Raw genomic sequence first — 24,903 nt, forward strand, 5'->3', positions numbered from 1 at the left:
ACGCCACGGGGGCGCCTCCATGCGAACGGGCGCGCTCATGCGGATGGCGCGTGCTTGAACAGATACGCGTTGGTCCGCTGTAGGATTTGCGCCAACCGCTCCGTACGCGGCCCCAGCGGCGCGATAGCCTCCCCGCTATCGCGCAACAGATCCAGCGCGAACTGGCGTGCTGCCTGCAGCCCCATGAACGACGCGCAGGTCGGCTTCTGCGCCGCCTCGTCCTTGCCGGGGGTCTTGCCCAGCGCCGCGGTATCCGCTGTCACGTCGAGAATGTCGTCGATCACCTGCAGCGCCAGGCCGAAACAAGCGCTGTAATGATCGAGCGCACAGTACAGCGCAGCGTGCGCGGCATCATCCGCGACTGCGCATAGCGCGCCCATGCGAACGGACGCGCGCACTAGCGCTCCGCTCTTCATCCGGTGCATCGTCACGATCCTGTCCAGCTCGACGTGCTTTCCAACCAGCGACAGATCCATGGCCTGCCCGCCTGCGGCACCCTCGGCGGACACCGCCTGCGCCAATTCGCGCACGAGCGCGATACGGTTGTCGCCCGGCGCATCCAGGCTCGCCAGGGTCAGGAAGGCGTGCGCCTGCAGCGCATCGCCGACCAGGATCGCAGTCGCTTCGCCGAACTTGACGTGCACGGTCGGACGGCCGCGGCGAAGCACGTCGTCGTCCATCGCGGGCAGATCGTCGTGAACCAGGGTACAGGCGTGCATCATCTCGATGGCGGCGGCGACGTTGTCGAGCATGTGCGCCGGTGTGTCGGCCAATGCGCCGGCAGCCAGACAGAGCAAGGCGCGGGTACGTTTCCCGCCATGCAAGGTGGCGTAGCGCATCGCCGCCATCAGCTCGGTCTCACCGTCATGTTCGGCGCAGAGAAGACGCGCCAGCTCCAGTTCGACCCGCTTTGCGCCGTCCTGCATCCAGATCTCGGGGAGCAGCAAGCCGGATGCGCCGCGCGCCTGCGTGCCCGATCCGCCGGGCGCGGAATCATCAGTTCTGTCGTCCTGTGGCCTGGAACCGGTCTGCATGTTGTTTTTGTCCTTGACAGGAGACCGCCACGGCGAGCCCCGCCGCCAGGGTGTTGTCGGCGTCGCACCGAGTGCAGCAATGCTGCGCGTCGCCGGCGCCGTTGGCTCGCCACAGGGGCATGCGATGCCAGCTCATGAGAATCCGATGCGGATCGTCATGGACGGATGTGCGGTCGGGTAATAGCGCCGGCCTTTTTCGACGCCGCTTAGCAACCGCGGCCGCACCCCGGCCTCGTGCATGGTCAGCGCCAAGGCGATACAGAACTGCACCAGTTCCAGCCATGCCAGGTGGTAGCCCATGCAGACGTGTGGGCCGGTACCGAACTGCAGCATGTCCACCGGCCGGATCGGCTCGGTGCGTTGCAGCCACCGCGCCAGCCGAAACTGATCAGGCGCCTCGTGCAGCAGCGCCGAGGTGGAGAAATGCAGCAGTGGGATGCACAGATCGGTGCCCGCGGGAATGCGCCGTTGGCCGAGTCTCAATTCACGCAGTGCGCGACGCACTAGGAGCGGCGTCGCCGGATACACGCGCAGCGTCTCGCGGAACATCGCCTCGGCGACCGGACACTGCGCCAGGTCCGCGTGCCGGGTCGGCACCGTGCCCACGCGTTGCGCCTCCTCGACCAGGGTGTCCCACAGCCCAGGCTGCCGCGCCAGCTCGATCACCATCCAGGCCATCGTCGAGGCGGTGGTGTCGTGACCACCAAGCAGCAGCAAGCGGATATTGGCGACCAGGACGTCATCGGAAAGCGCATCGTCGCTGCGATCGAAGGCGCTCACCATGTCGTTGATCAACCCGGTGCGCGAGGCATGTTCGCGCGCGGCGCGGACGAACTCGCGCAACCGCGCATCGATCCAGTCACGGGCGGCGCGGCCGCGCCGCAAGGGCAGTCCGGGCAGGTCGACCGGGGGCGCGACGATCAACTGCAGCAGTTGCTGGTACTTGCGACGCCATCCCGGCAGGTCCTGCGCGGGGATTCCCATGAGACTGAAGATCAGCTTAAGCATCAGATCGCCGGTTTCGCGCAAGATGGTTACGTCGCCGCGGTCGCGCCACCTCTGCACGCGCGCCCGGATGACGGGCGCGAACAGCTCGCCGATGCCGGCCTGGGTCAGCCCCTTGGGCAGAAGCGCCGCCTGGATCGCATCGCGCGCCTGCCGGTGCGCGATGCCGTCCTGGGTAACCAACGTTCCGCCAAACAATTCGGGCGCGATGTCTTCGATCAGCGCCGAGGATACGTCCTTGTGCCGGAGCAGTGCGAGAGCATCCGGATCCAGACTGGTCATCAGGTGTCCGGCAGGGCCGAAATCCAGCCAGAAGTGGTTGCCCAGCCTCCGTTCCGCGCGCCGCAGCAGGCGCGGCAGGTCGCAGACGACGGCGGGAAGATGACCGACCAAGGGGAAAGCGCCGGGCACGACCGGGATGTCGTGCCGTAGCCGATGCCGACGGTTCAGCGGGTTGAGCATCATGTCCATCAGCAGCGCGGCGACGTGTCCGCTTCGGCGGTCTCGCCGGAAGGCCGCGCGGCGCGGCTGTTGCCACCGTCGGCGTACGTCGGCACATGCGCCAGCATGCCGCCGTCGATGCACACGACCTGGCCGGTGATGAACGCAGCATCGTCGGAGAGCAGGAACGCCACCAGCGCAGCCACATCGTCGGGGCGGCCGACGCGCGGCAGGAGCTGGTGCCGCCGCAGATGCCGTTGCGTGCACTCGTCCAACTTGGCGAGGAGACGATCGGTCATGATGAGACCCGGTGCAACCGCGTTGCAGCGGATCTGCGCATGACCGTACTGGGTGGCGAGCGAGGCGGACAGCATGTTCATCGCCGCCTTCGACGCGGCGTAGGACGTCTGCGCGGTGTCACCGCTGAGCCCCTGGCACGACGACGTGTTGACGATCGCGCCACCACCGCGGCCGATCATCCGTGGGATGGCCTGCCGGCAGCAGAGCAACGTGCCGCGCAGATTGGTCGCCATTGTCTGATCCCAGACCGCCAGGTCCAGGTCGAGGATCCCGCGGTCGCGCGGAGTCAGATGCACCAGCAGGTCGACCCCACCGAAGTGGCGCTCCGCCGTTTCGAACAGCGCTGCCACCGCGTGCGCGTCGGCGATGTCTGTGGCCGAGGCCAGCGCGCGGTCCGCTTCGGATGCAATTTGCGCAGTGCAGGCGATGGCCGCCGAGCCATCAATGTCGGCGACCACCACTCTGCCTCCCTCGCGCGCGATAGCGACGGCGCATGCCTTGCCGATGCCTGCGCCGGTCACCACGGCCACCTTGTCTGCAAACCGTCCCATCGTGTCCTCCTGGATGGCATTGGTCTCTCGCGGCATGGCGCTCGGCCCTCCGCTGGAGAAGGCGCAGGGTCGGCACCGGCGCGCTCGCCATCGCCAGCGTCGCTTTCGATGACCCGAATGGCGGCGACCGGGCACTGGCTCGCCGCGAGCCTCACGGCGGCGTGCAGCGCCTGCGGGACCGTCGCCACGCACACTTCGGCCACGCCGTCTGGTTCGCGCTGGCGAAAGGTGCCCGGCAGCGTCAGCACGCACTGCCCGCTGGTTCCGCACAGGTCCTGGTCGACCACGACGCGCATCTCAGCTCCCCCGCGCATGCAGCCGCACCGGCAGCGCGCGGAACGTCCGAAGGAACGCGGAGGGCTCCCGGGTCGGCTGCTCGGCCAAGGCCAGCGTGGGGAAGCGCGCCTGGATTCGCGGCAGGCTCTCGGCTAACTGCACCCGGACTAGTTGCGCACCGAGGCAGAAGTGAATGCCGTGGCCGAAGCTCAGCATGATCTTCCCGTCGGTCGACATGCCAGGACTGGTACCGTAGAACCGCGCGGGATCGAAGCGGTCGGGATCGGCGAAGGCGTCGGGGTCGCGATTGCCGGCCGCGATCAGCATGCGCACGTCCGCGCTCTTCGGGATCACCATGCCGCCCAGTTCGATGTCGCGCTGGGCGATACGCGGAATGGAGCTGAACATGACGGGCGCGTCGCAGCGCAGGACTTCTTCGACGAATGCCTTCACCCCCACGGCGTCTTTGTGTAGCCAGTGCCGCTGTTCGGGATACGCGAGCATCGCCAGGACCGCATGGTCGATGGTCGCAGCAGTGGTGGCGAAGCTGCCCAGCAGCATGCCCCACAGCATGCTGATCAACTCCGCATCCGACAGCATGTCGGCATCATCGTCATGTGCGCCGACCAGCATCGACACGATGTCGTGGCGCGGGTCGGTGCGCTTACGCTGTATGAGGTAGCCGAAGTAGGTCTGCACCCTGGCGCTGGCCGCGTCCGCCGCGGTGAGCTGGGGATCGCTGGCATGCGGGCGCAGGCCTTCCAGAATGGCACCGATGCCGGCGGCGAGCCCGAACATGTCGTCATGGGGCATGCCAAACAGTTCGGCGAAGACCAGCATGGGCAACGCCAGTGCGAATTCCCGATGCAGGTCCACCGCCTCCCCGCGCTCCAGCGCGGGCGCCATGCCGTCCAGGCGCGCGGCGACGATGCGCGCGATGCCTGGCCGCAGGTTGTCGATCTGGCCCATGGTGAAATCGCGCGAGATCAGCCGGCGCAGACGCGTATGCGTCGGTGGGTCCTTCATCGCCAGCGAGGACGCCAGCAGATTGAGCGACAGGCTGGTCGCCGCACGCGGGAAATAGCGCGCCAGTTCGTCCGGCGCCGGAGCCCGAAACGCATCGCCCGTGGCCTTGAGCGCCCAATAGATGTCGGCGTGGCGGCTCAACAGAAAGAGGCCCGACGCCGCGCGATGCACCGGATCGTGCTCGCGCAACCAGCGCATGAACGGATACGGGTCGTGCATGCACGCTGGCGACGCTAGTTCAGCGAATGCGTCCCCGCATGTTGCCGTGGTTTCTTGCACGTCCATCCTGGTTACCTGTTGGCTGGCTGATCGGCGCGCGCCATGCGCGCCGGCAAATTGCGGAGAAGATCGCGATTCCCGGGGGCGTCCACCACATCACCAGAGCACCGGCAACTCCTCGAATCCGCCAGGATGATCTCCTTGCGCAACTTCAGTTCTTCAGGCGCCACGGTCAGACGGAGCGCGGAAAAGCGCTGGAAGATCGAACCGAACACCGCCTTGAGCTCCAGCTTGACCAGCGCCAGCGCCGTGTCCGTCCCGAAGACCATCGCACTGCGATTGGTGATGATGCGTGAACAGAGCAAATCGCGTGCCGAAGTGAATTCGCAGGCCCAGCAGGCACTCCGTAGCGGCGCGTAGTGTCAGGTTTCTGGCGTTGAGTCTCAATACCGACAATCGGCGCAGCAAGTGCCGACAAAGGCCCGCTCTCGCACTGAATGTGCGGGGCAGCCCTTGCGCGACATTTCAAGCATCCGGATTGGCTGCAGCAGGTGTGGTTCGCCGGAAACCACTCCGATGTCAGCGGTAGCTATCCGGAAAACGAAGCCCGCCTCTTTGACATCTCGTTGGGTTGGATGGCGCATGCGGCCGAGAACTTTACCGACGGCAAGACGCCCGACGGCTTCGGCATCGAGGTCGACGATAGATTCCTGACGCTGGATCCGGATCCGCTTGGTCCGTAGCACGACGAGTGCGAACCCGGTCGCTTGCGGGGGCAAGTCAAGTGGACGGAAGGGTTCCGTCAAGTGCAGAGCTAGGCTGTCCTTCATCCGGCGGCACTTGAGCGCTTCGCCGCGAAGTGGGGCGTGCAGCAAATACTAGGAATAGGGTGCCTATACGTCAAACACCCTCATGGTCTAGCGCGCGCTGGCGCTACGCGCATTGTGTTCCTTGTAATGCCGATCATCTTTGGCGCGCTTGCAAGTTGGGAAATCTTAAAAGGCGACAACAAGTACGAATACTTCACGGCCACCACGGCGCTGGTCGCCGGCATCGTGCCGGCGGTTTACGCGGCGTTGAAGCTGGATGAGCATCTGCCGACGGCCGTGCGGCTAGCTGGTGAATACAAGAACCTGGAGACCTTTTCGGGGACCTCGCCGCAATAGGCCCTCACAAGCCATCCGACGTGTTCGAGGCCGAATACAAGGAAACCCGGACTCGATTAGAATGCCAAGAACGAGGCGTTTACTCCACCCGAGTGGTGCTTCAAGCGCGCGTCTTTCACCATCTGGTGGCGCCAATTCGCCGGCGAAGCCAGGATGCGCACTCATAACACAGCCCCCTGCGCTCCAGCATGGCTCGAGTGGGTCGCGGCGCGTTCATGACCAGGATCCGAGAGGAGAGAGCGAACGGATTCGGCTCGATCACCTCGATTGAGTCGATTTGCAACGCGCCGATGGCGACGCATGCTGCTTCCACGCAGGATGGTTCGGCTACGGCTCCTCAGGCAAATCAATCCAAATATCCGCGGGACCTTCCAGGAGCGTATCCTGATTGGGAACGTAGATGCTATCAAAGACCCTGAGGCCATGAGCCATTGCCGCACCAATGATTATGAAAGGGAGCTTGACCTGCTCCAGATCTTCGAAGCTATCAGCGTCTACGATCCGAACGAAATCGAGTTTAAACTGTCGGAATGTGATCAGAGATGCGGCTGATGCTATCAGATCCTTGATGCAGGACGTCCCTTTAGCGATCTCTTTCCTCAAATGGTTCAGTGCCATGAAGAGGCACGAAAGCTCATCGAGCTCAGAGCGGCTAAAGCGTCGTAGCCGCGACGAAATCGGGACTCCGTTCCTATATCTCACCGTCGGCACAAATCGTATTTCGCAGTCAAGAAGCAGGTCTGCGACGGCGCGCTTTACCAAGATCGCCTGACCGATATCTTTCAAGCCAAAATAGCTGCGAGTGGGGCGTGCATAGCAGATCCAGCGGATGGAACCGGTAACAGCTTCCTTCAAGTGTTCCTCGGGCCCGTCCAGACGCAGATCATAGTCGTCTTGCGTTAGAAACGTTCGATAGCCCGCCGGAAACATCTCGGCATCGCTGGACGAAAGCACGGCGGTTGCTCCCGCGCGTAGCGCAAGCCCAATGTCGTCGTCCAGATTGAACTCGTAGCTAACTCCGGGTTCAAATTGGCTCTTGTTCGGGTAGACCGTGACGATTGCAACGTCATTCTCAATTGCCGCCCTTCTGATGAGTTCTGCATGGCCGCGGTGCAGAGCGCCCAAAGTGTGCACCGTGCCAATCGTCTGGCCTGTTCTCGCGACCTCCCGGAGGAAGGCCCTGCCTGCTGAAAGGGAATCTAGATGCATGTGACTTGATCCAGTTCTTCTGAACACAAGGACGGCCTTGTCCCATCGCTCAGACTACGGAAGACTTGGCCTGAGCGCCGCATCGACCGCGCACGGTCAGCTAACATCGACGAGAGTTTCATGTCTCACCTCACAAAAGGGCTCGGTCCCAATCGACCCAGTCTGCCTGACATTGTATTTCCCAGGTCTTCATTTCGCGCCCTCTGAAACAATCAGGTCGATCCAGCTCGACCACGTCTCATCAACGACGACAACTCAGCCAGATAGGTTTCCGGCTCGCGCGGCGGACCATCCTTCAGAGCGGTCTGTAGTCCCGGACATCTATCTGCAAAGAACGGCGGCTCGAATGTGGTTATCGTTGCGCCCGCAAAATCGACCTTTACGAAGCTTGCCTGAAAGGGGGATATTCCACTCAAGTTCGCGTCGCGCAAGGAAGATTGATTCATGCGAATGTATGCCAGGCGCGCAGCCTCGAGGTTACTGCCGGTCATTCCCGCAGCGAGATATGCCTGCACTAGATTGGATCCTTCGAGATTTGCGCGATCCAATGCCATTGATTGCGGGGGGTCACCGGTAAGTATCGACCTGTAGAGGTAAGCCTGAGATAGGTCTGCATTCTCAAGATCGCAGTCGCGCATAAACGCACAGCGGCCACGAAAGCCCACAAACTTGGCGGCTCGCATGGTGCTTTCTATTATCGAAATGCTTTCGCCTGATGCCCGGGACAGGTCCGCTCCATCGAGCTGGCAGGAACGAATAGATGCACCGTTCAACACGGCACCGACGAGGTTCGCGTCGGACAAGTTTACGGACAGGAGCCGTGCATCGGTCAATTCTGCCTGTTCAAGCTCCATCCTGGAAAGATTTGACAGATGCAGATCAGCAAATGGGGCGCTCAGTGCTCTCGCCGTAATCCGGCCGCTCACCTTTGAGAGTCTCAGATACGGAAGATGAGCGCCTTCCAGGACAAGGCCGTCGACCGACGTGGGACGCACGATCGATAAGCAGTCACCCTTTGACTGAAAAAAAGAGCAAGCCGCAAGATACGTCTTCGTGATCGTGACCTGGCTCAATTTGGCAAAGCGAAAAGAAGCGGAAGAAAGGAAGCACTCATTAATAGTCGAGCCTTGCAGTTCCGCCCCATCGAATACAGCGTAACTCGCGTCGCATTGATAGGCGAGAAGTCCACTGAGCATCGCGTTATCAAAACGCGTTCTTTTCATGCTGCAACCGTGAAACAGACTGCCGGTCGCATCAACTACATTGCGCAGACTGGCATCATCGAAGTTGCAGACTTGTGCTGCAATCGCGTGCATATACGCACAATCGAGCTTGGCGCCACGGAAGCTTGCTCTCTCTAGCCCGGGACAGATAAGGTTCGCCCCTGAAAGGTCTGCCCGATCTAACGTTGCTCCGTAGAGTTGCGCGCGATTGAGTGTGCAGCGCCGCAAGGGGAAATCGGATAGGTCGAGACCACTGAAGTTCTCGGAGGATAGCTGCAGGCCAATCCCCGTTCTTCTGATAGCCTCCTCAGTTCGCCTCGCAACGGCCGCCACTGCGCGCGGCCGATCAGAAGCTCGGCTCCAGTATCGAACAAATTCTCCATCGGATGAAACGTTTTTTATCGGCCCGGCCCAGTTCTCTGATTCTTCATTTGCGCTGCACTCGATGTTAGCGTCGATCGTTTGCGACATGTCGACGATTCCATATTGCCCGGATTGCGAGTCGGCTTCTCGTTGTGAAGCTCTTGTCACTCGGCAAGTGCGGGTAAGCTTAAGCGATTGTCACACCGGGGGTCTGCCAAACCGCGAATCGATGGGTCGATGACGCAGCAATTGTGCGGCGGGCCTTCGCAGCCGCGGTGGTGCGCGCGTCGACAGAATGTACCATGGCCCCTCCACCACTGCTTGTTGCGATGATTCACCGGGCCCGCCAACGTCAACGACGCAAGCTCAACGACTATGCAAATATGCCCAAAGACGCGATTTGGCTTGATACGGCTCTCTCCCGGCAAATGCATCCGTCAACCGAATGCGCGAAGTTCTCGTTCTTGCTTCTTTCTCAAAATGAAGCCACGGCTTGGGGCCGAAAGTGATCGCTTATGTAGCGCCGTACTCGGAATTACCTGAGCAATGACCGTGCCACCCGATCAGCTGTAATAAGGGGCTGAATAAATGCGATGAAATCGAGATCATCGGATCGACGCCAAGTGTTTTGAACCCGACAAAAGCCGTCTCTTGTCGGGGATCGCACCAGGTTCGCAAGGATATCGAAAAACCAAGTTCCGAGCTCGCTCGCGAGACGCGCGATGGCCGAGAAGGGGCACATAGTCAAGGGATTCGGCACGTTCCAACCGTCGATTCGCGAACAGGGAGTGTACGAGCGCGACTGGCCAGCTCCGTGCGCCGGCCGACCCACCGCGTACCACACACTGTGCCGGCGGAGCGATGAACGAGCCCGCAATCGTGATCAAACTGGCGCGCAAAATGGTAATACTTCGGCGATCGAAGATCGGCTATTTATGATCCAGAAAGTCGAATTCGGCAGCATTCACGCGATGCCTCTTTCGAGAATCGTTGACGAACGACTTATCTCAGGACCGCGCACAAGACGGGGCATGGCGGCGATAAGGCTCCTAGTATATTCAGATAGTGGATTGAGAAATATCTCTTCAGTATCGCCACAGTCGACAATTCTCCCCTGGCGCATCACGATGACGCGATCGCTGATATGACGAACAACGCCGAGATCATGGGAGATGAAGAGATAACTTATGCCGAGGTGAGCCTTCAGATCGCCGAGCAAGTCCAGGACTTGGGCCTGGATCGAGACGTCTAGCGCCGAAACCGGCTCATCGCAGACGATCACGGCAGGATTTGGTGCAATCGCGCGGGCGATCGCGACGCGCTGGCGCTGACCGCCCGAGAGCTCGATCGGTCGCCGGTCGAGCAGGCTCTGGGATAATCCGACTAGATCGAGCAGCTCGATGACGCGCTCCTGACGCTTGGTCGACGTCTCGACGTTGCTCGAAAGGCTGTCGGATAAGATGCCGCCGACCGTCCAACGTGGATCAAACGAGCCAAGCGGATCCTGATAAATGATCGATATCGACCGTCGGCGAGCCCGCCGTTCACGTTCGGCAAGCTTGGTCCAAGCCTTTCCTTCAAACTGAACGGCGCCCTCGTCGGGTTCCTCGAGGGCCAGGACCATGCGCGCCATCGTGGACTTTCCCGACCCGGACTCACCCACGATGCCCAATGTCTCGCCGGATCGCAATTCGAAGGAGACACCGTCGACGGCCGCCCGTAAAGCGCCATCCGGGCCGCTGAACCGCTTCACGAGGCTTGTGGCTTCGAGCACGATGGGACGAGATCTCGGCAGCAATTGCACGGGTGGGTGCGTTCGTCCGCCAATGGTCGATGGTGAGAGGCGTGAGCCGCGCGGCCGGCCTGATGGCACGGCATCCAGCAGCTGACGAGTATAGGAATGTCGTGGATCTGCAAATATCTGAGCGGCGGTACCGCGTTCGACGACCTCGCCTTGACGCATAACGAGGACCTCATCCGCCACGCGGGAGACCACCGCCAGATCATGACTGATCAGGATCAGAGCTTTACCCCGGGTTTTGGTTTCCTCAAGCAGTGCCAGCACCTGAGCTTGCGCTGTCACGTCTAGAGCGGTGGTCGGCTCATCGGCGATGAGGACGCGTGGCTCGAGCGCAAGTGCTCCAGCGATGAGAGCCCGTTGGCGCTGACCGCCGGACAATTGATGCGGCAGTTGCTGAACCTTGATCTCGGGCTCAGGGATGCCGACGAGCTTGAGGAGAGCAATCACGCGCTGTGCGAGTTCCTGGCGTGATGATACGGCACCATGCAGGCGTAAGCCCTCGCCAATCTCTTTGCCGATCCGGCGAAGCGGGTCCAACGAAACGAGTGCATCCTGTAGTACGAAGCCAATCCCGCTGCCGCGAATGCGCCGCCAGCCACGATCGTTAAGGCCGATCAGGTCCGTCCCATCGAAGCTCAGTTGGCGTGCATGGACCCTGGCGTGGCGACCGGCTAGGCCTATGAGAGCCCGCGCGGTCACGCTCTTTCCTGAGCCGGACTCACCGACGATCGCGAGGCACCGCCCCGGTTGTAAGGAGAAAGATACATTGCGCACGACCACTTTCGTGGCGATGTCGCGCCCGAAGGAGACACGCAGCGAATCGACCGTGAGGAGGTCTGCCTGCTGCGAGACCGGCCTGGGAGGAGCCTGCAACATTCAAGCCTTTCCTTCCAGACGGTCCTGCAGGTGGCCTCCGACAATGGTGAGGCTAAGGGCAAAGATCGTCACGGCCAGTCCGGGTATGACCTCAAGCCACCAGGAATAGATCACATAGTTGCGCCCGGCATTGAGCAGCGCGCCCCATTCAGGGGCCGGGGGAGCAACGCCAAGACCTAGAAAGGCTAGCCCCGACGCCCAGATAATCGCCTGACCGACGCCGATTGTCATCATAGCTGTCAGGGGGTTCATCGTGTTCGGAAGAATATGCCTCCAGGCGATACGGGGAAACGGATGTCCGAGCGCCTTGGCTGCCTCCACGTACCCGGTACCCTTGATAGAAAGCATCTGGCCCCTGATCATGCGCGCATAGCCTGGCGCCGTGGCGATTCCGACGGCTATGACCTCAGTCAGCACCGACGGCCCAAAGACCGTGACGAACACCAGGGCGAGCAAGAGCGTGGGAATTGCGAAGAGCACGTCGAAAATCCGGGTGAGAATGCTGTCGACCACGCCAGCGAAAAGTGCGGCTGCGACGCCGAGAATGAGTGCAACGGATATGCTCAGCGCGGTCGCACCAAGTCCGATGGCAAGCGATTGGCCAGCCCCCTCCAGCACACGGGAGTAGAGATCCCGGCCCAATTGATCTGTACCCAACCAATGGACGGTCGAAGGCGACTGCAATGACGAGCTCAAATCGATAGCGAGTGGGTCGTGCGTCTGCAGCACCTTTGGCGCGATGGCCGCGAGGACAAAGAAGCCAATGATGGCAAGCGAGGCAGCAACCCGGAAGGGAACATTGCAGATGAATTCCAAGACTTCTCTGAGCGGCTGAGACACCGTGACTTCCGCGAACCTGCTCATGTCAGCTTCATCCTCGGATCGAGCATCCGGTAAGCTAGATCGACAATCACACTAAGAAGAACGAATAGGCCCGCCGAGATCAAAACAGCTCCCGAGACAATCGGAACGTCCCGCGAGGACGTCGCTGCGACGAGAACTCCACCCAGGCCTTGGCGGGCGAAAACGATCTCTATCAAGATCGCCCCCGACAGAAGCTTGCCAAGAGCCCAACCTGACAACGTAATGCCGGGCAATGCGGCATGACGCAGGACATGGTGAAGTCTGACGCCGAAATCACTCATACCTCGAGCTCGCGCGGACGTAACGAAGGGCTGCTCGAGCACGCGCGTGAACTCGTTCAGAACGACTTGTCCGAAAAAGCCCGACAGTTCGAGAGCCAGCGCAAGGGTTGGGAGAACGAGTCCCATGGCAGTACTTTCCCCAACAACGGGAAAGATCCGCAAGTTCACCGCAAAGACGACGAGCAGAATTGTAGCTAGCCAGTAAGGCGGTACGGTTGCCAGGAAGATTTGCGCGCCGCTGAGCAGCTTCGACCATATGTTGTCTCTGCCGGCGATCAACAGGGTGGCCAAGATGGCAATAGCCCATGCCGTCAGCAGCGCGGCGATCGCCAGAACAATAGTCGGACCAATCTGCTCTGCGATGATTCCTACGACGGGTCGATGCTGCTGGTATGATTCACCAAGATCTCCGTGCAGGATTCGCCATATGTAATTCGCATACTGAACCACGAGCGGTTGATCAAATCCATATTGCGCATTGACAGCTGCGAGCTCTGCCGGAGGCGCCGGCCCAACGTTACCACTCCGTACATTGATGATGATCTGCGCGCGATCGCCTGGCAGCAAACACTGCGTGAGGAACGCAAACGTTGCTGCAGCCCACACGACAACCACGCCGGAGAGTATGCGGCGCGCGAACCAAACAAGCGGATTTTGGGCTACGAGCTTCACGGCCTCATTTCCTTTCATCAAAATGAGCGTCATAGAAGACGGGCTCGCCCACCGACCCGTGGTCCAGCCATACGTCTTTCAGATTGGGGCTGGTGGCCAAAGTCACGTCCAGCACCGTGAAGCCAATCACAGGAGCCTCATCCACGATCTTCCATTCCGCCTGCTGATAAAGACCGGCACGTTCAGCGCTGCTAAAATCCTGCTCCGCCCTTTGGATCACCTCCCAAAGCGCCGAATCCTGGAAGCGCGACGGATTGAATCGATTGGGTTCACCATTCTGGTCCGGCTTCCATGAAATCCGGAAGATCTCGGCGCCGGGTGCAACCCAATAGAGCAGCACGATTTCATAATCGTCGGGGCCGAGATTTCGTCCGGCAAAGAAATCAGCGGGATTAGTGGGTTGAAGACGTACGTCAAAACCGGCCACCCTTGCCTGCTGCTGGATTACTTGCAAGGCTTGCTCGCCATCGGGCTTCAGAATAGCGTTCGAATAGGAAATGCGCACCGTCAGTGAATTGCCGTTCTTGACACGGATGCCGTTACGGTTGCGCTCAGTCCAACCCGCCCGATCAAGCAGCTGATTGGCTTGCCGAATATCGTACGTATACGCCCGCCCGAGCTCGTGCAGGTATTCCGGCGAGCTTTGACTTAGCGCACCGTTGCCTTCAAATGGCAAAGAGCCAAGAAAGGATGTGTCAACCGCGGCCTTTCGATCAGTAGAATAAGCGAAAGCCTTGCGGACGAGCACGTCGTCAAAAGGAGGCCTGGCCGCATACAACGCAAGGCGTAGAGGAGTGCCGCCGGTAATATGCCGCAATATTCCAAAGCGGGAATTAGCGTCTTTCCATGCAATGGCCGGGATATCGTATATGGCATCGGTCTCGCCTGTGATCAGCGAGCCGTATCGGACAGTCTGATCTGGCAGAAACTTCCAGCTTATTCCGTCAACGTAAGCCGGGCCCTGGTGTTTCGCGGTGGCCGGCGCCGAATTGTAGTCAGGATTGCGGCGGAAGGTGACTTCCCGCCCATGGCGCCACTTGTCGACGATGAAAGGACCCGAGCCGACCGGATTCTCGCAATTCACCGCAAGTCCACGTTTGAGCGCGGATGGCGACAGAATGCCTTGTGAGGATTGGGCGAACACATTGAGCAAGGGCTGGAACGGCGTCTTCAAGGTTACCTGCAGCCTCTGAGGAGCGATTGCCTTTGCCGATTCGAAGCTGTCGCTAAGATAGGGAGCAGCAGTGGGATTGCGAAGATCGGGGTCATTGCTGAGCCACCCGTTGATATTGTCAGCGATGGCCTGCGCATCGAGAGCAGTCCCGTCCGTGAACTTCACATTCGGCTTTATCTCGAATGTGTACACCTTTTTGTCGTCGGAGATGGTCCAGGACTCGGCCAACCATGGCGCAATCTTGCCGTCGTCGCTGCGAGCAACCAGATTGTCGCTGTATTGGCGTTGCAGGTACCATTGCTGCACCCACCCGCCGAACAGGCAGGCAGGCTCTTGAAAATGCCCATAACGGATAACGCCTCCCCGCTTCACGGCTACCCCTTCTTGAGCACGAACGCTGGGTGCCCATTGAGACAGGCCTGAGAGCACGGCAAGGGTAACCGCCATCTTTCTTGCTAGATGGCTCGACTGGCCAGTGAAGCGCCTCGTGGGTCGCGCAGTCGGTAAAAGCATATCCAGGCTCCGGAGCATTGGTGTTGAGGAAATGTCACAGCGGTGAGCCAGCTGTGGCTCTTGCCGGCTCGAAAGGAATCGAAATCCCGAAATGCTCTCGCAGTGTCTGCCCCCGATATTCTCTGCGAAACAGTCCGCGCTTCTGCAGGATGGGCACCACATTGTCGACAAAGGCCGGAGTGCCATCCGTCAGCACGTCCGGAATGATATTGAAACCATCGACCGCACCGGCGCGGAACCATGCCTCAATCGAATCCGCGATCTGCTCGGGTGCGCCCACGATCAGGCGATGCCCAAACGCTTGAACGGCACTGATGATCTCGCGAACCGTCCGGCCTTGACGTGCGAGGACTTCAATCGTGCGATGGTGGCCGACAGAAAACGGAACCTTATCTGCATCGGGCAAAATCTCCTGCGGGATGGTCCTTTCGAGGCTAAGCTTCTCGACTGCCACGCCCATGCTTCGTGCAAGAGCGGCCACGGCGCGCTCTAGATCGAGCAACTCGTCCAGCTGCTCTTTGCGACGAGCCGCCTCTTCCTCGGTTCCGCCGATGCAGGTGACCAGGCCTGGCAGGATGAGCGGAGCCGCGGAGCGTCCGAATTGCCGAGAGAGCGCGCGCAGGCGCGCGGCCTCCTGCAGCGCCGTTGCCAAGTCCCCGGCTGCCGCAAACACGACATCTGCACTGCGGGCACCAAGCCGTAATCCGGGCTCCGAACCGCCTGCCTGAACGATGACGGGATGACCTTGCGACGAAGCGGGATGCGTAAGTGGACCTCGGATACCGAAGCTATTCGTAGCCGGGTCGAGTAGCCGGAATTGCCTTTGATCTGCGTAAACTCCCGCAGCCTGATCGGCGATGATCATCTCGTCGCCCCAGCTCAGCCAGAGAGCACGGACGGTTTCAACGAAGTCCTCGGCGCGTCTGTACCGATCCGCTCGTGCGATCTCATGACCGCCAAAGTTCGCAGCCGTCGCCGAGTTCGAGGTCGTGACGGCGTTCCAGGCGACGCGGCCGCCGCTGATGACATCGAGAGATTGAAAACGCCGGGCGAGATTGTATGGCTCATTGTAGGTTGTCGACGCGGTCGCGATCAGCCCAATCCGCTCCGTTTCGCGGGCAATCACAGAGAGAACCAACGTAGGCTCGAGCCCGTTCAGCGGCGGCTCGTGCGTAATGTCGGAACTTATCGCGGGCGTGTCGGCGAGGAATACGGCATCCAGCAGACCGTGCTCCGCAAGCTTCGCGGCCCGGACGTAGTGCTCGATATCGAAAAAGGCGCCTGGATCTGTGCCCGGCCAGCGCCACGCGGCAGAGTGCCCACCAGCGCCATGAAGATTCAAACCCAGGTGAAGCATGGAGTTGACCGAAGACATCACACCTCCGAATGCGACGGCCTCTGAGCCGCTCGCAGGGTTTTGTAAACAAGCCGATCTCCGCCTGCGATTTCGGCGGCCACCCAGCCCTTTCGCGCAGGGCCGCCCTGAATGCCCCCGAGCAACCTATTTGAGAGCGCTGATAATAGGGCGCCGATTGATGCCAGGCGGGTATCACCAAAGAGGCCTTGGCTAGGCCCTGCGATGTTCTCCGAGCCGGCGCGCCCCAGAAGACCTACGACCACGATAGTTGCCAAATGACGCCCAACTATGTGCAGCTCGTTTGCATTCCCGATTTGATTCCACACGAGTGCACTCACACCGGCTCTCCACTATTCATCTAAAGGCTCGCTTCGTTCTCAGGAAGGTGCTGTCGACGCGCCCATTCGCGATCGTAACGCTTGGACCGACCGAGCGAGCTCAAGCTATTCGATCTCTAGAGGTCGAGAGCAGCCAAACGCAATAGTTGAGTATTTCAATCTTACATCCTCGGTTGGCATCCTCTTCTATTCGATGTCGATCTTCCCATCGCTAAACCAGACTGCTCTCTGGTCATGTTCACCGAAACGTCAATGCATGATTACCGCGACTTCAAGCGGCAACCGCCCGGCTCGCAGCTAATAAATCGATGCGTTCGACGACACATAAGACATTTGGCGCGACAGTTTTGATCAACCGCTTCTGCCGCGGTTGAAAGTTAAGGCCAGCCAATGAGGTGAAGCCGAGCCCATCATTCAATAATGCGATGAAATATTCCAAATTCTCGATTCCTCGGTGACACAATCCTGGCAGCTGAGATTGCTACTTGGTCACGCGCGCCCCGAAGGCCGCATTCCTTGGCGGGCTGGATCAGCTGCCTCAGGAATCAGCCTCAATCTGCACTCGGCTGACGCGGTGCTGAACCGGCGCAAACGCCGGTGGTGAGGTCGAAAGAAATTATGCAACACAGAGGCGTTGCAATTCAGCACGAAGCGTCGGCAGGCGAATGGCGCTACAGTTTGAGATGGGCGGCAAGACGTCCAGCGGCAAAGCCCGAACGAGATTGCAGCTTCGTGCAGTCCGTCGGGTCAACGATAGCATTAATCGCGAGCTGCATCGCCGTGCAGAAAGTCAGAGTTGATATTGCCGTGGATGCTTCTGTCGGCTGCGCGGCTCAATCTCTGCCGTCTTGGGATCAGGGATGCCAGTTAACCCGCATATCGAACTTGATGCGCACGCGCCGCACTGGGCGCAATTCGCGATTGGACATCGCCATCAGACAACGAGCGGTATTTCTCCCATTTTCGCCTCAGCTCCCGGCCGGGCGTCCACCCGTTCGCATCGCAGCATCCCCGCCGGCATGGTGGGACGAAGGGCACATGCAAATCGTTTACTTGGCGGACAAGCGGCCCTGACCGCGACGAAGCCGACGCCTTGCTGACGCTCAACAGGATAATGGAGGTGGACCTTCGGAGTCGCCGACGACAAAGACGGCGAGCAGGCGCTGGACGTCGTCGCGAACCTAATGGCGGCTGTAGAGACGTTCTGAAGCTGGCCGGCCGTGGCCAGTTTACCCAGTTCATCCTGATGGACGGCTCGAAGATGGATGCACGCCTCCGCGACCGAGTGGGTCTGCCACGAATTCCCGGCCGCGGGGATCCCCAATCCCGGTAGCTTCGTTGGCTTCGGCCTTCGATCAGGTATTTGCGAAGAAGGGCCGCGGCGGCTGCTTGATTGTCCTTGAACGACAGGGACTCACGAAATGCGTAGGGCCAAAACAATCTCACAAATCGCCGCGGTCACTGCCCGCCAAGGTATCGTTGCCTGGATCACCATAATGCTTAAATCCTTGGTGATGGCAGACGCATCGGAAAAATTTTGCCGAGCCAGTACACTGATGACCAGGTTCAGGCCCAGCGGGTCGGATATTATCTACTTCGTGTGAACGTAGAGAACGCGTTGCTTATCGGTGATCCTGTCGATTTCCTGGAGCCAGCGGTCGAAGTTATTCAACTCTACCTTGTGGGCCCACATACGCGTTGCGGCTTTCTCAGCACGCTTACAACGTAAGATTATCTGCCATAATACAGGAACAAATCTTCCACCCTCGAAGACTCGAACAATCCGTCCGCGAAGAGATTGCTCGCGACACGATTAGGTCTGTGCCTGATCAGCTGATTCTGATGGCGATGGCGTGGGAGGGCGAGAAGACTGCGCTGCAGCAAGATCCCAGAGCATATAGGTCGCAGCTTCGCCGTAGCACGCTAACTTTGCGCGCAATTCCGCATTCGTCGTGACTGACCGAAAGCCGAACTGTTCCCATAGCGGCCGCGTGGCATAGACCGAGACCAACGCTAGAACTGCACCCGACGAGCGTGCGAGTTGCTCGAGCGTCCGGATATAGGCCGCCGCTACACCACCGCGGGCGAAGGGCAACACGGCCACGTCGTGCACGTAGAGGCAGTCCGCATCGTCGGGCAAGCTTGCTAGGAAGCAATCGAGCGGCGGAATCTGATACTGCTTCCAGGGGTGGGCAAGGCCGTAGCCGACTATCCCTTCATCCCCGACGAGCACGCGGCAGCCGTCGGGACAAAGCCGCATCTTCTCCGCAAACACGTCAGGCCGCTCAAAAAGATCGGGATGGATGCGCTCTGCGATCGCGATGATCGCAGCAATGTCGGTCGTGCTGGCCGGACGCCAACGAGGCTTGCTCACGTCTATCCTCATCCCCTCTCATTCGTCCAATCGATTCGGTCGCTACCATGGGCGCAGCGAAGAATATCGCTGCCATCGTCGCAGGACAACACGCCGCTCGGCTCCCGAATCGTGATCCGGTTCAGATACCGTTTCCCGCTCGCGTTACGGCGGGAGTCGTTGACTCGTCCGGAAAGACTACAAGTATGAAGCGCGGTACGGAGGTAAGTGGCGGCAATTGATCAAGTACGAAACGCTTGATGATACTTGAGGAAAAGGATCTCTCGGCTTTGCTCCTCCCGGCCAGAAGAAAGGCAATGGATTTCTCTCCTTCGGCAAGTCGTGGCGGCAAGATCTTCCAGCGTCCACAAGCCCTGATCCATCAGCACTACGGACTGCGCCGCAGCGCCATCGTTGTCGCGCGCCATGGAAAATTGCCCCCTCAGCGTCACGAGGAATTGCCCCTCCTCGGATAGCTGAGGAGAGAGTGAATGAAGCAGGAACAAATCACTGAAGACTTGCCGTGGAGTGATCCACGGGGGCAAGCGATGAAGACGCCGGATGACGTGGCGGAGATGTTGCGCCTGAGAGCGTGCGGGTGGGATCTGAAGCGGATTGCGCGGCAGCTTGGCTGCAGCCATCACACGGCGAAGGATTACGTGGCGGCGGGCGGGGTGAAGCCGTTCAAGTCGCCTGAGCGGCCGAAGCGTCTCCACGGCCTTGAGGGTTGGCTGCGCGAGAGGCTCATTCGGCATCGCGGCAATGGCGACGTGGTGCGCCAGGACCCTTGGCCGAGAAAGGCGTGACAGTCAGTCGGCGGACGCTGCAACGTGCCGTGCAGCCCTATCGCCAGGCGCTGAAGGCGGAGGCGCTGGCGACGACGCGGTTTGAGACGCCGCCGGGCCGACAGCTGCAGATTGACTTCGGGGAGCGCCTGGTCGAGCTCGGAGGAGCGAAAGTCAAGGCATTCGTGTTCGTGGCGCTCGGCCACTCGCGACGGCTTCATGTGCGTGCGTTCCGGGCCGTGAGGCAGGAGCATTGGTTTGCCGGTCTCGAGAGCACATTCACGACCTTCGGCGGTGTGCGCGCGATGCCTCAGCAGGACCGATGCAGGTCGTCTACGGCGACCACGGGCGAGAACTCGTCACTACGAAGCATCGATCGCTGAAAAGATCGACACCGACATAACTGCCTTTCTCGATTGGTACAACACCGAAGGGAAAATCGATCCGCTCATCAAGGCCGCAATCGCGCGTCTGTGGTTCGTGACGATCGATCCCTGTGAAGACGGCAATAACGTATCGCGCGCGCCATTGCCGACATGTCGCTTGCGGCTCCGGAAGGAATTCCGCAGCGCTTCTACAGCATGTCCGTTCAGATATGACGTGAGGGAAAGACCGACTACAACGTGCTGGAGACCACCGACCTCGGACGTCACGCCGTGGCTTGAGGGTTCCTGGGCCACCCTGAACGCGCCTTCAGGGGGCAGAAACCATTCTCGCGGCCGTGCTTGAAAAGCGGACGTCTGGAAGTGGCAGTCGCGAGACGTAGACCGTATCGTGACCGGCTAGGCGGAGCGCATGAATTTGGCTAGCCTTCCAACCAATGAGGGAGTGAGACGTTGCCGCAAGGACAGTAGGCCGGCACATTGAGCCGCCATCAACGGTGCTTCGACTGCGCCGCGTCGAAGCGTGGCGGAGAGTGCGGCTAGAGCGACTGCTCAGCAAGAGTGATCCGGACAGGACCAAGCGCATTCGCGCCGCGCGTCTGTATCTGAAAGCTGGCGCTCGCCGGATGGCCGCTGAGCGCGGGATCATTGATCGCTGATGTGGGAGTTCGACAGCATCCTGCGGGGCAAGCGATCAGCGGGACAACATAAAGACGCCGGGCGTCGTCGCGAAGTTGGCTTCGGGTGCAATCTATATGCATCACGGTACGCTGTCTCCGTGCGGAGCGCTTCGCGAAACTGGTTCGCAGGCAGATAGCTTGTCTTCCCCGATAGCTTCGTGGACATCTTGATCCAAGAGAATTCTGCCCCGTTATCACCGGCCCACTGTGCTGCTCTACTGATGGGCCAGCAACGTCGCGGCCGCGCCGCCGCCTGTCGCAGTGAGACCCGGGCCGCAACCCGATCGACAAGCCATCCCCGCATAAGCCAACCCACTGCAAGCGCCAGCAGATGCGTTCGCCACTGCGATCAAGGAATGCAGGGCAAAACGACTATCAGGCGAGTTGAAGGGCTTCGCCTAACCCAGTGTCCGAACACTCGCATCATCGCGGCTTTCAGAAAGGCGATCTACAATACCTTCATTTGATAGTGCTCCTGACGACAAATCGCATGCAGATTGCGAAGCCTTGACCAACAGCAGTTGTCAGAAGCCAGACGCCAGCGTGGCCAATTAACAGGCGTTCGCTAACATGGTCACGGCGCAGAAAGCCCGAGACGCGATAAGGTCGAATAAAAAACAAAGCCGCCCGCGCGGCGGCACTTCTGTGTGAAAGAAGGCGCAACCTGTTCCGCCCCCGCCAATGTTGCCACAAGCGCGACATTGCACGCGAAGGTGCAACGACCGTCCGCCCCCGCTGCCGCATTGGGCGTCTTTCTCTATCTTTCGCTGACGATTGCCGCGATCAGTTCAATGCCTGAATGGGGCTGCAAGAGGCGGGCATTTTTATTGCACACGTTGTCATGAGGCTCATCGTGCATGCTTCATGTCAATGTGAAAAACCGGCGCGCAGACCGGCCGCATCAAGATGGACGTGCGGCGAGTGGACCGATCTGGATAGCGAAAAAGCTATAAGTCCCGAGTCGTAGAATTCGAGTATATTGCCGATCGTTGCGCCCAACACGGCGCTGCCGGTCAGGTCTGAAGCTGACTGATCTCGATGAGCGTGTGACCGAACGGTACCTTAAGTACCGAGCGCGGAAGCTGTGCATCCAGGCGGGCGACCGGGCGGCGCTGAAGCGGTTGCTATCGGTGTTGCGCGAGGCGGGCATGATTGCACCTGCGCCACTGCCGCCGACCACCCCGGAGCACCAGATATTCGAGGGGTTTAGTGATTATCTGCGACAGGAACGCGGGCTGGCGCCGAGGTCCATCATCTGCCACCTGCCATCCATTCGCCGCTTCCTGCGTGAGGTATGCCCTGCTGGTGCCCGCGATCTCGGCAACATCAGCCGGGAGGGCGTCACCCGCTACATCGAGCGCCACGCCCGGGATGGGAGCGCGGAATCCGGGAAGCGGATGTGCTGGTCGCTGCGCGCATTTCTCCGATACCTCCATCATAAGGGGGTGACTCGGCTTGCACTGGCGGATTGCGTACCGTCGGTCAGGCAATGGAAGCTCGCAAGCCTGCCGACCTATCTGTCCGCCGCGCAGGTCCAGAAGGTCCTCGATGGTTGCGATCGGGCCACCACGATGGGACGGCGGGATTATGCCATCCTGATGCTGCTGGCGAAGCTCGGTTTACGGGCTGGCGAGGTCGCGACCCTCACCCTGGATGATATCGACTGGCGATCCGGCGAGATGCTGATTCGCGCCAAGGGTCGGCAGCGAGCGCGAATGCCGATGCCTCCAGACGTCGGTGCGGCCATCGTTGCCTACCTGCGGGATCGCCGTTCGACGTCGTCGTGTCGCCGGCTGTTTCTGCGCACGCCGGCGCCTCACGTCGGCTTTGCATCCGGTTGCGTGATTACGGTGATCGCCAAGACCGCCCTGGAGCGCGCCGGCGTCCGTGGCTACGCCCACCACGGCGCCCACATCTTCCGACACAGCCTTGCTACCGAGCTTCTCCGATCCGGCGCCACCTTGTCAGAGATCGGCCAGTTGCCGCGACACGAGAGCCATGACACCACGCGCATCTATGCGAAGGTGGATATCCAGAGACTCCGCACATTGAGCCTGCCGTGGCCGGGAGGCGCGCAATGACCACTCTGCGATCCGCACTCGAGCAATATGTGAGCATGCGCCAAGGGCTTGGATACAAGTATCAGCAGCAGGCCCGGCGGCTCGCCAATTTCGTCTCCTTCATGGAGGAGCGCAAGGCCGTGACCATCACCACGAAGCTCGCCGTCGCCTGGGCGACTCTGCCACCCGATCGTCACGCATCCTGGGTCTTGCGATTGACCGATGTACGCGGTTTCGCGCGCCATGTCGCGAACATCGATCCCGGGACGGAGGTGCCACGCGCCGGGATCTTGCCACCCCTGAAGCGTGCCAAGCCCTACGTCTACAGCGATGCGGAGATCGAGGCGTTATTGAAGGCGGCACGTGCCCTGCCTCCCGCAAACGGACTGCGGCGCTGGACTTATCATTACCTGTTCGGGCTGATCGCAGTGACCGGCATACGTCTGTCCGAGGCGATCGGGCTTGAGCGTGCCGATGTCGATCTCAAGGAAGGCTTGCTCACAGTTCGAGAGAGCAAGTTCGGCAAATCACGCCTCGTGCCCTTGCATCCGACGACCCGTGCAGCTCTCCGCAGCTACGCCAAACGGCGAGATGCTCACCTCGGGTCGTGCTGCGGTACGCACTTCTTCTTGGCCGAGCGCGGTGGCCGATTGCGGCACCAGTATGTTCACCGTGTTTTCTTGTGCTTGTCCCGCGAGATCGGCCTACGGCGCCCGGGCGACCATAGCGGGCCACGCATACACGATTTCCGGCATCGCTTCGCCGTCCGCACACTTCTCGGCTGGTATCGCGACGGGACCGATGTCGAGCAGCAGCTTCCGGCGCTTTCCACCTATCTCGGCCACACCTGCGTGCGCGACACCTATTGGTATCTTTCGGCCTGTCCGGAGCTGATGGAAGGGGCCGCCCGCCGTCTCGACCGGCGCTGGGAGGTCAAGCCATGAAGCCAAGCAGCAACCTCGCCGCGCTCATCGAGCGTTACTTCACCGTGCGGCTCATGCACGAGCGCAATGTCAGCGCCAACACGATCGCATCCTATCGAGACACGTTCCGGCTGCTGTTCACGTTCGCACAGGCGCAGCTCCGCAAGCCGCCGTCGGCCTTGGCCCTCGACGATCTAAACATGCCCTTTATCAGCGCGTTTCTCGCTGATCTCGAGACGAAGCGGGACGCCAGCGTCAGGACGCGCAACCTGCGCCTGACCGCGATTCGCTCCTTTTTCCGGTTCGTGTCTTTCGAGGAGCCGGCTCACAGCGCCCTGATCCAGCGCATCTTGGCGATTCCAAGCAAGCGTCACGACAAGCGCCAGGTGCATTTCCTGGCACGGTCCGAGATCAAGGCGATTCTTGCCGCTCCTAATCGCACGACTTGGCTCGGACGTCGCGATTATACCTTGCTGCTGCTTGCGGCCCAGACCGGCTTGCGCCCGTCCGAGCTGATCAGCCTCGACAGGGGTGCCGTCCACCTCGGCACCGGCGCGCATGTGCGATGCGTCGGAAAGGGTCGAAAGGAGCGATGCACGCCACTAACCGCGCACGCGCGCGGCGCCCTCCAGGCATGGCTCAAGGAACCGGCGCGCCACGGCGCAAACGCGCTGTTCCCCAACATGCACGGTGGTCGGCTCAGCGCCGACAGCGTCCAATCGCTCCTGGCCAAGCATGTGCGTGTCGCCAGCGAGAGCTGTCCGTCACTGGCGTCCAAGCGGGTATCGCCGCACGTGCTCAGGCACAGCGCTGCGATGGAGCTGCTGGAAGCGGGCGTCGATTGCTCGGTAATTGCGCTGTGGCTCGGTCATGAGTCGATCGAAACAACGCAGACCTACCTGCATGCCCATCTCGCACTCAAAGAAGCGGCCCTCGCTAAGCTCAAGCCGTACGCACACCGCAAGCGAACCCGCTTCCAGCCGAGCGACCGCCTGCTCGCCTTCCTTGAGGCGCTGTAAGATGCCAGACT

Annotated in this window: 21 protein-coding genes and 2 pseudogenes; 8 read left to right on the forward strand and 15 right to left on the reverse strand. The window is 60.7% G+C overall.

Annotation, left to right across the window (positions count from 1 at the left end):
• Nucleotides 1-35 precede the first annotated feature (35 nt).
• The 6 genes and pseudogenes from JEY66_RS35055 to JEY66_RS35080 all read right to left on the reverse strand — a co-directional run.
• The gene (locus tag JEY66_RS35055) at nucleotides 36-1,034 is read right to left on the reverse strand and encodes a polyprenyl synthetase family protein (RefSeq protein ID WP_018270012.1); all 999 of its coding nucleotides are present in this window, start codon (nucleotides 1,032-1,034) and stop codon (nucleotides 36-38) included.
• A gap of 132 nt (nucleotides 1,035-1,166) precedes the next feature.
• Entirely contained in the window at nucleotides 1,167-2,510 is a 1,344-nt protein-coding gene (locus tag JEY66_RS35060) for a cytochrome P450 (RefSeq protein WP_018270011.1), read from the reverse strand.
• Nucleotides 2,510-3,331 carry an SDR family oxidoreductase gene (locus JEY66_RS35065; RefSeq protein ID WP_026192342.1) on the reverse strand — a complete coding sequence of 274 codons (822 nt, stop codon included), beginning with the start codon at nucleotides 3,329-3,331 and terminating at the stop codon, nucleotides 2,510-2,512. Before JEY66_RS35065 ends, JEY66_RS35060 begins: the two co-directional genes overlap by 1 nt.
• A gap of 7 nt (nucleotides 3,332-3,338) precedes the next feature.
• A pseudogene (locus JEY66_RS35070) lies at nucleotides 3,339-3,627 on the reverse strand (ferredoxin); the annotation flags it as partial.
• A 1-nt stretch (nucleotide 3,628) separates the two neighbouring features.
• The gene (locus tag JEY66_RS35075; protein WP_026192341.1) at nucleotides 3,629-4,918 is read right to left on the reverse strand and encodes a cytochrome P450; all 1,290 of its coding nucleotides are present in this window, start codon (nucleotides 4,916-4,918) and stop codon (nucleotides 3,629-3,631) included.
• Between the two features lie 90 nt (nucleotides 4,919-5,008).
• A pseudogene (locus JEY66_RS35080) lies at nucleotides 5,009-5,154 on the reverse strand (cytochrome P450); the annotation flags it as partial.
• Between the two features lie 249 nt (nucleotides 5,155-5,403).
• Here JEY66_RS35080 and JEY66_RS35085 point away from each other — a divergent pair.
• Both JEY66_RS35085 and JEY66_RS35090 read left to right on the forward strand, forming a co-directional pair.
• The gene (locus tag JEY66_RS35085; RefSeq protein WP_240537164.1) at nucleotides 5,404-5,595 is read left to right on the forward strand and encodes a phospholipase effector Tle1 domain-containing protein; all 192 of its coding nucleotides are present in this window, start codon (nucleotides 5,404-5,406) and stop codon (nucleotides 5,593-5,595) included.
• Between the two features lie 213 nt (nucleotides 5,596-5,808).
• Nucleotides 5,809-6,018, forward strand: coding sequence for a hypothetical protein (locus tag JEY66_RS35090; protein ID WP_016846356.1), 210 nt, complete (start codon nucleotides 5,809-5,811; stop codon nucleotides 6,016-6,018).
• 327 nt (nucleotides 6,019-6,345) lie between these two features.
• Here the strand turns inward: JEY66_RS35090 and JEY66_RS35095 are convergent, their stop codons facing one another.
• The 9 genes from JEY66_RS35095 to JEY66_RS35135 form a co-directional block, all read right to left on the reverse strand.
• Nucleotides 6,346-7,227, reverse strand: coding sequence for a pantoate--beta-alanine ligase (locus JEY66_RS35095; RefSeq protein ID WP_016846355.1), 882 nt, complete (start codon nucleotides 7,225-7,227; stop codon nucleotides 6,346-6,348).
• A 212-nt stretch (nucleotides 7,228-7,439) separates the two neighbouring features.
• Nucleotides 7,440-8,921, reverse strand: a complete 1,482-nt coding sequence (locus JEY66_RS35100) for a pentapeptide repeat-containing protein (protein WP_026192339.1) — start codon at nucleotides 8,919-8,921, stop codon at nucleotides 7,440-7,442.
• An 856-nt stretch (nucleotides 8,922-9,777) separates the two neighbouring features.
• Entirely contained in the window at nucleotides 9,778-11,490 is a 1,713-nt protein-coding gene (locus JEY66_RS35105; protein ID WP_018270008.1) for a dipeptide ABC transporter ATP-binding protein, read from the reverse strand.
• On the reverse strand, nucleotides 11,491-12,354 hold the full coding sequence (locus JEY66_RS35110; RefSeq protein WP_016846349.1) for an ABC transporter permease: 864 nt from the start codon (nucleotides 12,352-12,354) through the stop codon (nucleotides 11,491-11,493).
• Complete coding sequence (locus JEY66_RS35115; RefSeq protein ID WP_100213639.1) at nucleotides 12,351-13,340, reverse strand: ABC transporter permease; 990 nt, start codon at nucleotides 13,338-13,340, stop codon at nucleotides 12,351-12,353. The genes JEY66_RS35110 and JEY66_RS35115 overlap by 4 nt, the downstream gene beginning before the upstream one ends.
• Nucleotides 13,312-14,928 carry an ABC transporter substrate-binding protein gene (locus JEY66_RS35120; RefSeq protein ID WP_240537166.1) on the reverse strand — a complete coding sequence of 539 codons (1,617 nt, stop codon included), beginning with the start codon at nucleotides 14,926-14,928 and terminating at the stop codon, nucleotides 13,312-13,314. Before JEY66_RS35120 ends, JEY66_RS35115 begins: the two co-directional genes overlap by 29 nt.
• Before the next feature lie 100 nt (nucleotides 14,929-15,028).
• A complete protein-coding gene (locus JEY66_RS35125; protein WP_016846346.1) occupies nucleotides 15,029-16,369 on the reverse strand; it encodes an NtaA/DmoA family FMN-dependent monooxygenase in 1,341 nt (446 codons plus the stop codon).
• Nucleotides 16,370-16,960: 591 nt separating this feature from the next.
• Complete coding sequence (locus tag JEY66_RS35130; protein ID WP_157183418.1) at nucleotides 16,961-17,128, reverse strand: hypothetical protein; 168 nt, start codon at nucleotides 17,126-17,128, stop codon at nucleotides 16,961-16,963.
• Between the two features lie 1,374 nt (nucleotides 17,129-18,502).
• Nucleotides 18,503-19,063, reverse strand: coding sequence for a GNAT family N-acetyltransferase (locus JEY66_RS35135; protein WP_050999493.1), 561 nt, complete (start codon nucleotides 19,061-19,063; stop codon nucleotides 18,503-18,505).
• A gap of 239 nt (nucleotides 19,064-19,302) precedes the next feature.
• Between JEY66_RS35135 and JEY66_RS35140 the strand changes: the two genes are divergently transcribed.
• The 6 genes from JEY66_RS35140 (at nucleotide 19,303) to JEY66_RS35165 (ending at nucleotide 24,892) form a co-directional block, all read left to right on the forward strand.
• Nucleotides 19,303-19,518: a hypothetical protein gene (locus JEY66_RS35140; protein ID WP_141382095.1), complete on the forward strand. Its 216-nt coding sequence runs from the start codon at nucleotides 19,303-19,305 to the stop codon at nucleotides 19,516-19,518.
• 15 nt (nucleotides 19,519-19,533) lie between these two features.
• Nucleotides 19,534-19,848, forward strand: coding sequence for a helix-turn-helix domain-containing protein (locus JEY66_RS35145; protein ID WP_080586236.1), 315 nt, complete (start codon nucleotides 19,534-19,536; stop codon nucleotides 19,846-19,848).
• A complete protein-coding gene (locus JEY66_RS35150) occupies nucleotides 19,845-20,210 on the forward strand; it encodes a transposase (protein ID WP_162136764.1) in 366 nt (121 codons plus the stop codon). Before JEY66_RS35145 ends, JEY66_RS35150 begins: the two co-directional genes overlap by 4 nt.
• A 1,726-nt stretch (nucleotides 20,211-21,936) precedes the next feature.
• Nucleotides 21,937-22,971 (forward strand): tyrosine-type recombinase/integrase, encoded by a 1,035-nt coding sequence (locus tag JEY66_RS35155; protein WP_018270001.1) that lies wholly within the window; start codon nucleotides 21,937-21,939, stop codon nucleotides 22,969-22,971.
• Nucleotides 22,968-23,894, forward strand: coding sequence for a tyrosine-type recombinase/integrase (locus JEY66_RS35160; protein WP_018270000.1), 927 nt, complete (start codon nucleotides 22,968-22,970; stop codon nucleotides 23,892-23,894). The genes JEY66_RS35155 and JEY66_RS35160 overlap by 4 nt, the downstream gene beginning before the upstream one ends.
• Nucleotides 23,891-24,892, forward strand: a complete 1,002-nt coding sequence (locus JEY66_RS35165; protein ID WP_018269999.1) for a tyrosine-type recombinase/integrase — start codon at nucleotides 23,891-23,893, stop codon at nucleotides 24,890-24,892. Before JEY66_RS35160 ends, JEY66_RS35165 begins: the two co-directional genes overlap by 4 nt.
• Nucleotides 24,893-24,903: the final 11 nt, after the last annotated feature.

This window comes from Bradyrhizobium elkanii USDA 76 (assembly GCF_023278185.1).
Taxonomy (GTDB): Bacteria; Pseudomonadota; Alphaproteobacteria; order Rhizobiales; family Xanthobacteraceae; genus Bradyrhizobium; species Bradyrhizobium elkanii.